Consider the following 13,447-nt stretch of genomic DNA (forward strand, 5'->3'; position numbering starts at 1 on the left):
AAGTCGGCATAGCGCGGGAACTTGAGGCTATCGAAGTAGATGCCGTCGCTGGTACGGTAGGTGTAACCCTTTTCTTCGAGCGTCTTCACCAGGTCGATCTGTTCCTGGATGTGCTGCGTGGCAGGCGTCCAGCGGGTCGGTTCCTGGATGTTGAGGCGGTGCCAGTCAGCCATGAAGGCGTCGGTGTAGAACTTCGCGATGTCCCAGACGGACTTGCCTTCGCGGGCGGCGCCCTTTTCCATCTTGTCGTCGCCGGAGTCGGCGTCGCTGGTGAGGTGGCCCACGTCGGTGATGTTCACGATGTGGTTCACCTTGTAGCCGTAGTATTTGAGCGTACGGACCAGGAAGTCTTCAAAAATGTACGTGCGGAGGTTGCCGATGTGAGCGAAATGGTACACGGTGGGGCCACAACAGTACATGCGCACGGCGGGAACGCCTTCGGGGAGAGTGAATACTTCTTTCTTGCGCGATGCGGTGTTGTAGAACTGTAGAGCCATTTTAGCCTCCGGTTAGTTGATTTGGCGCGGAATGCACCAAGCGGGAGCAAATTTAGCAAAAGGCGAACGCAATGGCAAAATCATGAAGCCACAAAGAAAGAAAAAAGCGTGATAACCGTCATGTATCAAGCCACTTAAAAAAGTTTTTTCAAAAACCTGTTGTATTGGCTTCAACGGAAACTTCGCCGGAACGGAGGCCCGTTGTGGGTTTAAAATCTATGAATCTATATTACATAGAAAGAGGAGTTCCCTATGAAATTTTTGAAATTGCCAGTAATGGCTGCATCTGCAGCCCTGATTGTTATGGCTTGTTCCGACGAAAGTTCAACTGTGCAACCCGACACTGGGGCAATTATCCCTGCACAACAATCTTCCAGTAGTGAAGTTATCGGTAATGAAGTTGTCAACAATGGCTCTTCCAACTCTAGCAACGCAGTTTCCGGAAACGACATTCCAAACAACGGTGTTTCCAGTTCTGGCAATACGGAGCCGGCCAACCAGGTTCCGAACAACGGAACGTCAAGTTCCGGCGTTCAGATTCCGGTCAATGGTCCTTCCAGCTCTAGTGGTGTAGCACCTGTGAATGGCTCCTCGAGTTCCGGCACCGCCGTTCCGGGCAGCGTAGCTTCTGGCGACGATGAAAACGATAACGAAGACGCAAGGACCTTGGATGGCACCCAGATTCTCCTGAAACTTGCGGGAACCTCCGCCACCATTGAAAACAACAACGGTTGCGTCGAAGTTAAAGAAAAGAGTGCAACAATTACTTGCCCAGGCGCTTACTACGTGACCGGCGAATCGTCCGATTTCCAGGTCATCGTGAACACACCGGCCACCGAAAACGAGGGCAACACCGGCATCTACCTCCATAACGCAACCATCAAGAGTTCCAACTCCCCCATTCTCGTGACGAACGCCGACAAGACGGTGCTCCACTTGGTGAAGGGCACCACGAACGTAGTGGAAGATGGCAACGGGAACCACGTGTTTACCAAAGTCAATGGCACCCCGGATACCGCGAAGGCCGCGATTTACGCGAGGGACGACCTCAACATCAAGGGTGCGGGCACGCTTACCGTGAAGGGCAAGTTCAAGAACGGCATCCAGTGCAGCAACGACCTCAAGATTAAGAACGGCAACATCACGGTCGAAGCCGAAGAGAACGCCATCAAGGGCAAAGGCAGCCTCCAGATTTCGGGTGGCACGCTGAACCTTACGGCCAAGAAGGGCGACGGCCTCGAGAGCGACGAATGCGAAGAAGCCCAGGACGGTTCTTGTAAGAACATCGTTGAAGGCAAGGGCATTGTCGATATCAGGGGCGGTAGCGTCACCATCAATGCTGCTGACGACGGCATCGACGCGGCAAACTACATCCGCATCAGCGATTCCACCGATGCAGCCACGGTCAAGGTTACGGCTACGGGCAAGGGACTTGTCGCCGAAAAGTACATCTACGTGGACGGCGGCAAGTCCGATGTTAAGTCCACTGGCGACGACGCCCTGCACACCCACTGGCAGATTCACCTGAACGCCGGCGAAGTGACGGTCAACGCGAAGGACGACGGTATCCATGCGGACTCCGCTTTGTACATGAAGGGCTCTACCATCAACGTCGTTACAGCCAACGAAGGCATCGAAGCCTACAAGATTTTCGCCGAGGGCGGCATCACCGCAACCTTCGCGACCAACGACGGCTGGAACGGTGCCGGCGGCCCGAAGGAAAATGCGGGCGGATATTCCATGTTCAGCGAATCGAGTGGCCATATCGTGGTGAGTGGTGGTTACCACTACATCGCCTCGAAGGGCAACATGATTGACGTACTCGACGCGAATGGTTCTGCAAAGATGACCGGCGGCGTGCTCATTCTCGAAATCACCGGCCAGAGCTATGAAAGTCAGGGCGGCGGCATGGGCATGGGTATGGGCTTCCCGGGCATGGGTGGCCAGCAAGGCGGCGGCAACGGATGCCCCTCCAACATGGCCGGCGGTCTCATCGACACCGATACCGGTTTCGAAATTACCGGTGGCGTGTTGCTCGCGTTCGGTGACTACTCGACCGACACCCCGAACTGCGCATCCGTGAGCTTCACGAGCGACAACTGGTACGGCTCCGACAAGGCAGCCTTCAAGCCGGAATACAAAGGCAGCACCATCTTCTACGGCGGCGAAGTAAAATCCGTTAGCCAGGTGAATACCGCCGGGATGCAGGAACTCAAGTTCCCTAACGGCAAGGTGTACATGTACAAGTAAGGCTTTTTCAGGAACTATCCCTCATGGTCCCTTCCGAGGAATCGGAGGGGCTTTTTTGGGGGATTTTTTTGATTCGTTGTTAAAACAAACAACGAATTGTAGAAGATTAACAAAAATATTCTTTACAATATTCATTGTATTAAATATTATTGGCGCAAACAACAAATTTTAATAGGAGTATTGTATGATCTCTAAAAAATATATCCTCCCCATTGCCGCCATTTCTATGGCTGTTCTCGCCGGTTGTGGCGACGACAGTTCTTCTGGCGCAGCCTCCAACGAAATCCCTGCCAGCGTCAAGACTCTGCAGGAAGTCGTAAAGCTTCCGTGCAACGAAGAAATCAAGTGCCAGAAAGTTCTCATCGAAGAACACAACGACTATATGCAGTGTGACGGTGCCCAGTGGCAAACCGTTAGCGAAACCATGCCCTTGGCCGCCTGCTCTGCAGACGGAGCCCCCGCCACTAATCCGGCAAGTTCCTCCTCCGAAGCTGCTCCGGCTGGCGATGCAAGTTCCTCTTCCGAAGCCGCTCCGGCTGGCGATGCAAGCTCCTCCTCCGAGGCCGCTCCGGCTGGCGATGCAAGCTCCTCCTCCGAGGCCGCTCCGGCTGGCGATGCAAGTTCCTCCTCCGAGGCTGCTCCGGCTGGCGATGCAAGTTCCTCTTCTGAGGCCGCTCCGGCTGGCGATGCCAGCTCCTCCTCCGAAGCTGCTGCCGCTCCGGCTGGTGGCGACATGGTTTCCTGCGACGTTCCGGGCGCCATGGGCGAATGTATGGAATACGCCGCAGGCACCTCAGAAGCACAGCAACTGAGCGAGTCCTGCGTATCCGTCCTCCAGGGCACGCTCGGCACCGGCTGCGCGAAATAAGGGCAAATCCCGATTTTTAACAAAAGAGGTCCCCTAAAAGGGGGCCTTTTTTGCAAATCCCGAAAAAAGATATTTTTTCCAGTTTAAGTGCTACCAGCCGCTTTTTCTGTCCCCTTTTTTATGTATATTGGTAGCAAGCACCTATGGTGCCAAAGAATTATAATCACAAGGAAAAAAAATGCTTTCTTACAACGAAGCCTACAAAATTGCGGAGGAAATTCACAAGGGTCAAAAAGACAAGGCTGGAGGCCCCTACATCGATTTTCTCCAGAACGTCGCAGACTACCTCAAGAACAAGGGAGAATCCGAAGAAGTGCAGACCCTGGCCATTTTGCAGGATTCCATTACTTCGGCCACAAAGAAGACTCCGGAAGACATGGTAAAGATGGGCGTTCCGGCAGACATGGTCGACCTTATCCAAAAAATGACTTACCACAAGAACCAGGGCTGGATTGACGAATACAGTTGCAAGCTCATGGAAAAAGGCGTACCCGCCGAAGATTCCACCTACGATGCCCGCGAAAAGGACTTCGTCCGCTTTGTGGAAACCTTGAAGGACAATCCCATGGCAGCAAAGGCGAAGAGCGCCATCCTGAACGTGCTCCTCGAAGACAAGTACATCCAACGCCAAGAACGCCGCGAACTCAAGACCAAGTTCAGGCTCAAGAAGTACAAGGCCGCCATCCAGGCACTCGGAGTGTAACCTCTTTCGGCCTTCCGGCTTTATCAACCTCTTTCAAGAAACGGACTCTTCGTCCGTTTCTTTTTTGTGCATAAAAAAACGCCCCGGTCGAAGGAAGACCGGAGCGCCTATTGATGGAGGAGAGAGTTTCTTAAAAAATCTTCTGCGTCAAAAGTTTACTTTTTTCGCACAAATAAAATATGTAATTTTCCCTGCATTAGTACGAAAACTTTTATTTACATCATTTAATTTATTCGCTATTTCGGTTTTACCTTATCAAAACATTGAGATTTTGTACAGAACTCCCGTTGTTAACGCGGATTAGATAGCGACCTTGCTCCAGATAATGCAGGGAGAACACGTGGCTCCCGGAAACGTTGGCACGGAAATTTCCGTGACTGTTTCCAAGCATGTCGAATACCTGGACATTGACCCAGCTGGACCGCGGTGCCGTGACAACCAGATTGTTGCCCGAGAAAAGGACGCTCATGTTCGTAAGCGCCACGGTCGGCAACACGTCGGACTTGCCCTTCGAAGACGAGCTGGACTTGCCGGACTTCTTGCTGCTCGAAGACGCCGCCTTCTTGCTGCTGGAAGAGGCAGCCTTGTTGCTGGAACTCGACACAGCCTTGCTACTGCTGGACTGCGCCTTGCTGCTGCTCGTCGCGACCTTGCTGCTGGACGTTTCGGCAGGCTCAACTTTCTTACTGCTGCTACTGCTTTCCGGTTGCGGCAGAGCCTTAGACGTATACGTTGCCTTGTAGGTAGCGCTGTCCGTCACGGCGACAACCGCAGGACTCCAGCCCGCAAAGGTGTATGAGTACTGCGCGTCATTTTTCCTAGTCGGATTCTCCGGGACAATGACCGACGCCGCGGTATTGTAGTCATAGCTGTCCTTCGCGAGTTCAGAACCATCCCAATCAAGGAAGGTGATGGTATAGGCCCGGACTGTCTCATGGAACGCAGCTTTCAGCGTCATGTCGCCCCCCAGTACGGCATCTGCAGGCAAACCAGAAGTCGTCGAGCCAGACACAACCACCCACTTGTCAAACGTGTAGGAGAACTGCGCCGTAGACGGTTTTGTCGGGTTTGTTGCCGGGAGCAGGGACGAAACATTCGTGCCATATTCCGCCGTTTGTGGCTCAGGAAGGCCGACCACACCCGAATCACCCGCAAAGGTAACGGTATAGGAATTCTTCACGGACGTGAACACCGCCGTATACGTGGCATCACCAGTCACCTTGACGATATCCGGAGTCCAGCCCGCAAAGGTGTAGGTGAATTCCGCCGTAGGATCCTTGGTCGGGGTTCCGTCAAACACCGGGATTTCACCTTCGGCATAGGTTTCCGTCCCCAGCGGAGTCTCGCCTTCGTCGGGCATCCAGGTAATGGTGTACGTGTCCGTCTTGGCGGTGCGCGTGTATTTCGCCGTATAGACTTGCTCCTTGGTCACGGCAGAAAGCTCCGGTTCCCAGCCCGCAAAGGTGTAGGTGTAATTGTCATCTTCCGGCCTGACGAGAATTGAATCATCCGGAAGCGCGATTCCAGAAACGGGCGTGTTATACACATAAAGAGTCGCCGACTTGAGCGGAGAGTTGTCGTAGTTCACAAAGGTGACTGCATACTTGCGGTCAAATTCCATGAATACGGCCTTGAGCTTCATGTCGGAAACAAGAACAGCACCTTCAGCCAGTTCCGTATCCTCGGTGTCGGAAACCTTTATCACCCACCGGTCGAATTCGTAGGTCTTTGCATCTGTCGGTTCCTTTGTCGGGTCTGGCGACGGGAACATGGAGACAATTTCAGTGCCGTAGTCCCTGGTGACACTGGAGAGTGGCGTGGAGCCGTCATCGCTCACGAAGGCCACAGTGTACTGATTCTTGTTCTGTTTGTACTTGGCCGTGTAAGTGACTCCGCCCGTAACGACAGTCTGGTCCGTAATGGCCGGCATCCAGCCATCAAAAACATAGGTGTATTCGGCGGTCACGGCGCCATCGACCTGCGGAGCGAAGGATGCGACCGCTTCTCCGTACTCCTTGGAAACCGTGATATTCGCATCGGGGTTATGCTCGGCCACAAATGTCACGTCGTACTTGTTCTTCACGCTTGTATACGAGGCCGTATAGGTCGCATTCTCCGTAGCGGCAACCACCACGGGAGTCCACTTGTCGAAGGTATAAGTGTATTCAGCCGTAGGATCCTTTGCCGGATCTTCGCCATAGTACGGCATATCGCCATCATCAACATATTCCAGGCGCAACACGGAACCGTCGTCATCCTTCCAAGTGATGACAATCTTGTCTGTATAGAGCGCCTTGTAAGTCACGCTCCTAGTGACCGGAGCAAGCCCCGGATCCCAGCCAGCAAACTTCAGCCCGCCCTTATCGGCAACGACGGGAACGTCAATCTGGTCAACCGGAGTGCCATAAGGATATTCCACAGCACCCTTTAACGGAGTATCGTCATCGTCGACAAAAGCGATGGCATACAAGTTCGTGGACGTCGTAAAGTTCGCCGTGTAGGAAACGTCACCCGTCACGACCGTCTCGCCAGTAATCGCGGGATCCCAGCTGTCGAACCTATAGGTAAACTGCGCATCGGCATCCTTGACCGGATCTGGAGGCGCAACACTCAAAACAGGAGTGCCGTATTCCACACCTTCCACTTGTCCATAAACCGTTTCGCCATCGTCCAATAGGAAGGTAACGGTATAGGCATTCGTAATTTCCGTATAAACGGCCTCGTAGGTGGCTTCACCGACAACGAGCCTTGTCGGATACCCCCATTCATTCTCGTACCATGTCCAATAGTCGAAAACATAGGTGTACTGGGCATCGGCCGCCTTGGCGGGCACCCCGGCCGGGTCGGGCACATTGGAACCTGCAGCCCAGCTCTTTACTTCATAGTCTTCATCGCCATTCTTGAATGTTATAGTGTAGTACGGGGTTTCGGCAAGGCCAATGCAACGAATGTTGTCGATGGCAAGAGTGCCACTGGATACATCGTCCACATCTTTACCGTCAATTCGCCAGTCAAATCCGTTAACATACGGGAGGACCGTTTCTATATCCACCCAGTTACCGCTACTGCCTGTCCATTGCTGTCTCAAGCTGGCAACAGGGATTGTCACGGTCTGCCACGATGCGCTAGAATCGCCCACCACGAAAGTGGGGAATCCCCAGCCCATGTCGAGCAAGTTGTTCATTGTCTCGCTAACTTTCACCCGGAAACTGTGGGCGGCGCCCTTGTAATCGTAGCGGACTTCCGAACACTGCGAAAGGTTCAAGTCCATGAAGTCGTTGGTGGAAATCGTCGCATAGGGAGGGCCCCATGGGTACTCACCCACATCCAGGGAGTAGGTCATCTGCAAAGCATGGGAAGAATTGTTTCCCTTCACAATGGACAGTTCCGCCGTCGAGGCGCCACCGCCACCGATAACATCCGTCTCTACCCAGTAGGGCCCGACATCCCACAGCGGATTGTAGTCGCCGTCCTCGAAGTCATCCACCAGTTCCGTGTTGGTCGTGGGTGCGTTCGGTTCGGGGAGCTGCACTGAACTGCTGGAATTTTCCGTACCGCCGGAACTGCTGGAGTAATAACCATCCTTTATACACTGAATATCCTTGATATAGAGGTTTCCGTTTTCACCGCCAGAAACCTGCCACTTGATATCCAGAGCATTATCCAAATCGATTCCAGATAGCGATGCCATATTGAACGTGTGAGTCGTCCATGTGTCACTACCGGAGATGGACCATTCCGCTGTCACGTCAGCACCATCAGGGGTATTGGCAAAAGTCAGGTTGTGTGCAATACCGATATACTTGTACGATAGAGTCCGGCATCCGCTCAAATCGAACACGTTCATGCCGACACCGGCATAACCGTCCTCCGTTCCCGTGGACACATTTTTCAAGCCCCAGAAATAATCGCCCAGTTCTTGGTCATAAACGGTTGCCTCTGTCCCCCATTCACCTTCCGGGTTCGCAACGGTCCACCCACCACCAGCGTAGGCATAATCGTAAACCGGCATGAGCGTGTATATTCCAGACCCACCACTGGAACTACTGATTCCGCCACTGCTGCTACTGGAAGCAGGTACATAGTCGTCGCAGGCCGTGTAAGTGGCGGGCAAATCGTTAAAGACGTTTGCGTTGACCCACTGGCCACTGCGGGAATAAGTCCAATTATCAGGAGCGTTGTCGGGATCGAAATTGAATCCAAAGTATTCAGAACCGGATTCACTGCTGGGATCGTCGCTTTTCCCGACATTCCAGTTTGCCGAAGAAATTTTCCGGGAATTCATCCAAGTTTGCCACTGCGGATTCAACGTGGTACTCGGCACACCGCCACCATTGTAGCCGACCGTACCCCATTCGCTCACGAAAACCGACAGGCCCCTTTGCATTGCGAAATTCGCATTAGAGGTCAAAGAAAACTCATGAGCCGCCGTGCCATCGTCCCGCCCCGCATAAAAATGGAACGCATAGGCAATGTTGTCTCTTTCTAGAGGGTCCTCAACCGGATAATCAACCACCGCATTCGGGTACTGGTCCCACATCGGCGTCCCTACGATAATCAGGTTGTCGGAATACTCGCGGATCACCGAAACCACCTGGTCGGCATAGTTCTTGATGTCGGCCATGCCAATAAATCCGCCATATTCGCTACAATCGCTATTGTCGCCAACGGAACCCGAAGTGCAAATCGGCTCGTTGAACACCTCGAAAATCACGTTGTCATATTTGCCCCATTTTTCCGCCTGAATCCTGAAAAAGGACGTCGCGTTCTCGACACTGTCCGCCGCCACATGGGAATGGAAGTCAATAATCACGTAAATGTCATTTTCGATGGCCGCTTCTACGGCCTCATCCAGCATGGCCTGGTAGAAATCGGGCTTTGTAAAATAGTGACCATCGGCCCACTCGCCCATGTCGTCTACCGCCATGGCAGCGCGAATCAGCTGGATATTCTGCCGTTCCACAAGTCCCGTAATGATATCCTTTTTCCAGTACCGCTGCTGATTTGCAGCACAACTCCAGAAAAGGCTCATGCCCTTCACCTGGACTTCGTTTCCGCTAGAACGGAAATGCCTGCAGCTGCCGTAAATCCGACCGTTTTGAGCGTTATCCTTACCCGCCTGCAACTGGCCGTACTGGCTCACGGGCCCTACACGCTTGGGGGTAATGTTTTGTGTTTGCGCCGAAGCAAGTCCCATGCCTAATGCCAACAGGCCAAGCATGATGATTTGGGGAAAAGTGTGTCTGGCCATAGTAACTCCATACCATTTATTTATTACAAAATAATTACAACATTGGAAAATCGCTCCGCTGTTTTTGAAAAAATTTATTTACCGATTTTTTTGGCGTATTTTGCCTAGACCCTGATTTTTCAAAGAAAATTGCCACTTGGGTATTATTTTTCTAGATTTGGCAACGCAAAATTGAATAAGGCCCAACCTTAAAAAAGGAACAAATCATGGCAAACAAAGTCTATAACTTTAGCGCAGGACCGTCTGTCCTGCCGGAACCGGCACTCAAGGAAGCTTCGGCTGCCTGCATCGATTACGCAAACAGCGGCATCAGTATCCTCTCCATGAGTCACCGTTCAAAGCCGATCGAGAACATGTTTGCCGAAACCGAACAGTTCCTCCGCGACCTCATGGGCATTCCTGAAAACTACGATATCGTGTTCCTCGGTGGTGGTTGCTCACTTTTGTTCTGCATGCTCCCGATGAACTTCCTCGACCAGGACGCCACGGCCGACTACGCCCTCACCGGCGTGTGGGCAAACAAGGCCTACAAGGAAGCGAAGCTTTTCGGTAACGCTCTCGCCGCTTGCGACACCAAGTCCGAAACCTACAGCCGCATCGACAAGAACCTCAAGCTCAGCGACAACGCCACGTACCTCCACGTGACTGCCAACAACACCATCTATGGTACGGAATGGCACAACTTCCCGAAGCCGAAGTCCGGCTTCCTCATGGCCGACGTGAGCTCCGACTTCCTCGCCCGCAAGATCAACGTCTCTGACTTCGGCGTTGTGTACGGCGGCGCCCAGAAGAACATCAGCTGCGCTGGCGTGACCGTGACGATTATCCGCAAGGACCTGCTCGGCAAGGTGAACCGCACCATCCCGACCATGCTCAACTTCCAGACCCACATCGATGCGAAGAACATGTTCAACACGCCTCCGGTATTCGCCGTGTACGTCATGAACCGCACGCTCAAGTGGCTCAAGGAATTCGGTGGTGTCGATGCTATCGAAAAGGTGAACCGCTCCAAGGCCGCCCTCCTCTACAGCGCCCTCGACAACTCCAAGGTGTTCGTCGGTACCGCTGCCAAGGAAGACCGCTCCATCATGAACGTTCCGTTCGTGTTCAACAAGGACGTGGTTGCCGCTGACAAGGCTGACGATCTCGCCAAGGAATTCCTCGAATTTGCGAAGGAACGCGGGCTCCAGCAGCTCAAGGGTCACCGCTCCGTCGGCGGCTTCCGCGCTTCCATCTACAACGCGATGCCGGTCGAAGGCGTGCAGGCTCTCGTCGACTGCCTCGGTGACTTCGAAAAGAAGGTGCTCGGCTAATCGACGCTTGCTCAAGCAAACGCTATTGAAAATGCTCCGCTACTGCGGAGCATTTTTTGCACAAAGTATTTCCTATCGGTCTGCGCCTAGCGAAGCAAGGACTTCGACAAAGCCCGGCCGTTCTGCTCCAGAACCATCACGACGACACCGCGGGATTCAACAGTATCGTTCAATTCCACATGATGAGTTCCTTCGCCCATTATGCCAAGCGGCACAATCTTTTGCAGACGGCCTTTCAAATTGTACACCTTGATATGTGTTAGGCCTGAACGGGATAGTGTTATCGTAGCACGCAGATTCTGGCGGGTTCCATACAGCTTTAGGCCATCGGTCCCCTTAATCACGACTAGGTTCGGTTTGACGACTTTTGTGGGAGTCTCAACTTCAATGCTGTCGATGGATTTGCCAACAGCAAATGCAAGTAGCGGGAATGGCATGGTATCGTTCAAAACCCAGTTCTTATCAAAATCAGTCCAGTCCTTGTAGAGGCTCGGCTTATTCATGTCGGCAGCGGCAACGCCGCTTACGGTGGAATCCGATCCGAAGTCGCAATCATCCTCATTGTAGAAGGCATTTTTTACGGAACCCGAATTGCGAGAAACAAAACAGCTCGGAACAATTAGCTCTTCAATCCCTTCCATAACAAACGACTTTCCCGTAAAGAAGGCATTCTCGATGTCCCGATCGTTGATAGAAGCAAAGCCACCTGGTTCCACTCTACCAGAAACATCCCCCGTAGCAAACACGTTCTTGATAATTCCTTCATTGTTCGAAACAAATCCGCCTGGCGTGTATTCGCTAATTACATCCCCCGTGGCATAAGCATTTTCAATATAGCCATCATTGACCCCGACAAAACCGCCGGCATTAAGCGCTCTAGAGAACGTTTCAAGTTTTCCTAGATTCCCTGTCGCATAGCTATAAAGGATTCTGCCTTGATTTCTTGCGACGAAACCACCAAACCAAGCATACGCATGAACGTCACCCGTGGCATAGCAGTTTTGAATTTTCCCTTCATTAACAGCAGCAAAACCGCCCGAATGCACTTGTCCACGTACTTCACCCGTAGCATAGCTGTTCGTAATGATTCCATTGCTATCGTTTGTGGCAACAAAACCGCCAAAGAACTCACCACCTCCACCTGGATTGCCTTTATTCAAAATGCCTGTGGCATAGCAATTGTCTATTTTCCCACTATTCCGCCCCGCAAATCCACCCACTATGGAGACCCCATCCACATCCGACTTCGAATACGAATTCGAGATGGCCCCCACATTGTACACGACAAATCCACCCACATTGAGGAGTCCTCCCACCTTTGACTCCGAATACGAATTCAGGACAGATCCCACATTGTACACGACAAATCCGGAAACATTATATCCAGACCCTTCCGAAGACGTATCGGCAGCTACAGAACCTTCCGCATGGGAATTTTTGATGACACCGGCATTGTACACGACGAAACCGGCGCTACTGTCTGCCATGACTTTTGTTTTCGCAAAACAGTTTTCTATGACACCCGTGGAATCGTTTGTCGAAACAAAGCCAGCCACTCCGAAATGGGAAATAACGGAATCCGCCTCAACACTCGAATTTTTAATGGTCCCGCTGTTATACCCAGCCAAGCCACCAGCATTTTCGTTCAGCGAAACGACGGAAACATGCGAAATACACGAATCGATTGTGCCCAAATTGCTTCCGGTCACCCCTCCAAGAAAACGGACTCCATGTTCAAGGATTCCCTTAGCTTCTGCAGAAACAATCAATCCCTCGTTTATCCCGGCAATTGCGCCGAGGTACCGCCCGTAATAATTAGTCACCATGTCGGCATGCAGCTTTACGTTACGAATAACCGAATTCACCCCGGAATTGGAGCCGACCACCCCACCAATGTAAATGCGATCGTTAATACCGCGGACAACGCCATTGAAGTCAATATTCTGGATGGTTCCCTCTTCATTAACACCCACGACACCACCCGTGTTGGACGTGCCAATGACCGTGTCGCGCACGAACTTGATATTTTCAATCAGGCCAGAATTGCCCACAGCCACCGATGCCGCAGCCCAGACCCCCTCAGCCGAAAAGAAACAATCTTCCATTTTAAGGTTCTTGACAACGCCCGTAGAATCTATTCCCAAGAACATGGCCGTCGAACGACCTTCTTTCGACATTGAATAGAGGTGCGATATGGTATGGTTCGCACCGTCAAATACACCACCAAAACTGGATTGAGGCGTTCCGTAATATGCCATGCCTATCGGCTGGAAACCTTGGGTGGAATCGGTTTCACTTTTTTCGCCCCGCGAAGCCGAGGCATCAATATCGGCCACCAAAACATAGTGACCATTCATGCTATAGCTGTCAACGCCAACAGCCTTCAGGTCCTCGTAATCGGCCACCTGCCAAGGATTATCGGCAGTTCCATCGCCAGCCATATTGCCGTTTGTCGCAAAGCAGAACGCAGCAAACAGCAAACCGAAACAAAAGGGAATTCGATTTATCATAACAGCTCCTACCCGAAATTTTATGCACAGCTTGGCTATGCGCGTGCAATCACGA

The 13,447-nt window shown here is 52.2% G+C and carries 7 protein-coding genes; 4 read left to right on the forward strand and 3 right to left on the reverse strand.

What is annotated here, in order from left to right:
- Window positions 1–497 (reverse strand): class I tRNA ligase family protein (locus tag Q0Y46_RS11835; RefSeq protein ID WP_297947602.1); only part of this gene is annotated, 497 nt, incomplete at its 3' end.
- Window positions 498–749: 252 nt separating this feature from the next.
- Between Q0Y46_RS11835 and Q0Y46_RS11840 the strand changes: the two genes are divergently transcribed.
- The 3 genes from Q0Y46_RS11840 to Q0Y46_RS11850 all read left to right on the forward strand — a co-directional run bounded on the left by Q0Y46_RS11840 (window position 750) and on the right by Q0Y46_RS11850 (window position 4,318).
- Window positions 750–2,747 carry a carbohydrate-binding domain-containing protein gene (locus tag Q0Y46_RS11840; protein ID WP_297947603.1) on the forward strand — a complete coding sequence of 666 codons (1,998 nt, stop codon included), beginning with the start codon at window positions 750–752 and terminating at the stop codon, window positions 2,745–2,747.
- Window positions 2,748–2,931: 184 nt separating this feature from the next.
- The gene (locus Q0Y46_RS11845; RefSeq protein WP_295682355.1) at window positions 2,932–3,615 is read left to right on the forward strand and encodes a hypothetical protein; all 684 of its coding nucleotides are present in this window, start codon (window positions 2,932–2,934) and stop codon (window positions 3,613–3,615) included.
- Window positions 3,616–3,793: 178 nt separating this feature from the next.
- Window positions 3,794–4,318: a hypothetical protein gene (locus Q0Y46_RS11850; protein WP_290960282.1), complete on the forward strand. Its 525-nt coding sequence runs from the start codon at window positions 3,794–3,796 to the stop codon at window positions 4,316–4,318.
- Between the two features lie 247 nt (window positions 4,319–4,565).
- On the opposite strand, the gene Q0Y46_RS11855 is transcribed toward Q0Y46_RS11850, so the two are convergent.
- On the reverse strand, window positions 4,566–9,569 hold the full coding sequence (locus tag Q0Y46_RS11855; RefSeq protein ID WP_297947604.1) for a cellulase family glycosylhydrolase: 5,004 nt from the start codon (window positions 9,567–9,569) through the stop codon (window positions 4,566–4,568).
- Between the two features lie 206 nt (window positions 9,570–9,775).
- Here Q0Y46_RS11855 and serC point away from each other — a divergent pair, with 206 nt between their 5' ends.
- Window positions 9,776–10,882, forward strand: coding sequence for a 3-phosphoserine/phosphohydroxythreonine transaminase (gene serC, locus Q0Y46_RS11860; protein ID WP_290960280.1), 1,107 nt, complete (start codon window positions 9,776–9,778; stop codon window positions 10,880–10,882).
- A gap of 86 nt (window positions 10,883–10,968) precedes the next feature.
- Here serC and Q0Y46_RS11865 read toward each other — a convergent pair whose 3' ends face one another.
- Window positions 10,969–13,392 (reverse strand): GLUG motif-containing protein, encoded by a 2,424-nt coding sequence (locus tag Q0Y46_RS11865; protein WP_297947605.1) that lies wholly within the window; start codon window positions 13,390–13,392, stop codon window positions 10,969–10,971.
- Window positions 13,393–13,447 lie beyond the last annotated feature (55 nt).

This window comes from uncultured Fibrobacter sp. (assembly GCF_947305105.1).
GTDB lineage: Bacteria > Fibrobacterota > Fibrobacteria > Fibrobacterales > Fibrobacteraceae > Fibrobacter.

Excerpts from the sequence above, each read along its gene's own strand:
- Q0Y46_RS11840 (WP_297947603.1), top strand. The coding sequence starts at position 750 with ATGAAATTTTTGAAATTGCCAGTAATGGCTGCATCTGCAGCCCTGATT.
- Q0Y46_RS11845 (WP_295682355.1), top strand. The coding sequence starts at position 2,932 with ATGATCTCTAAAAAATATATCCTCCCCATTGCCGCCATTTCTATGGCT.
- Q0Y46_RS11850 (WP_290960282.1), top strand. The coding sequence starts at position 3,794 with ATGCTTTCTTACAACGAAGCCTACAAAATTGCGGAGGAAATTCACAAG.
- Q0Y46_RS11855 (WP_297947604.1), bottom strand. The coding sequence starts at position 9,569 with ATGGCCAGACACACTTTTCCCCAAATCATCATGCTTGGCCTGTTGGCA.
- serC (WP_290960280.1), top strand. The coding sequence starts at position 9,776 with ATGGCAAACAAAGTCTATAACTTTAGCGCAGGACCGTCTGTCCTGCCG.
- Q0Y46_RS11865 (WP_297947605.1), bottom strand. The coding sequence starts at position 13,392 with ATGATAAATCGAATTCCCTTTTGTTTCGGTTTGCTGTTTGCTGCGTTC.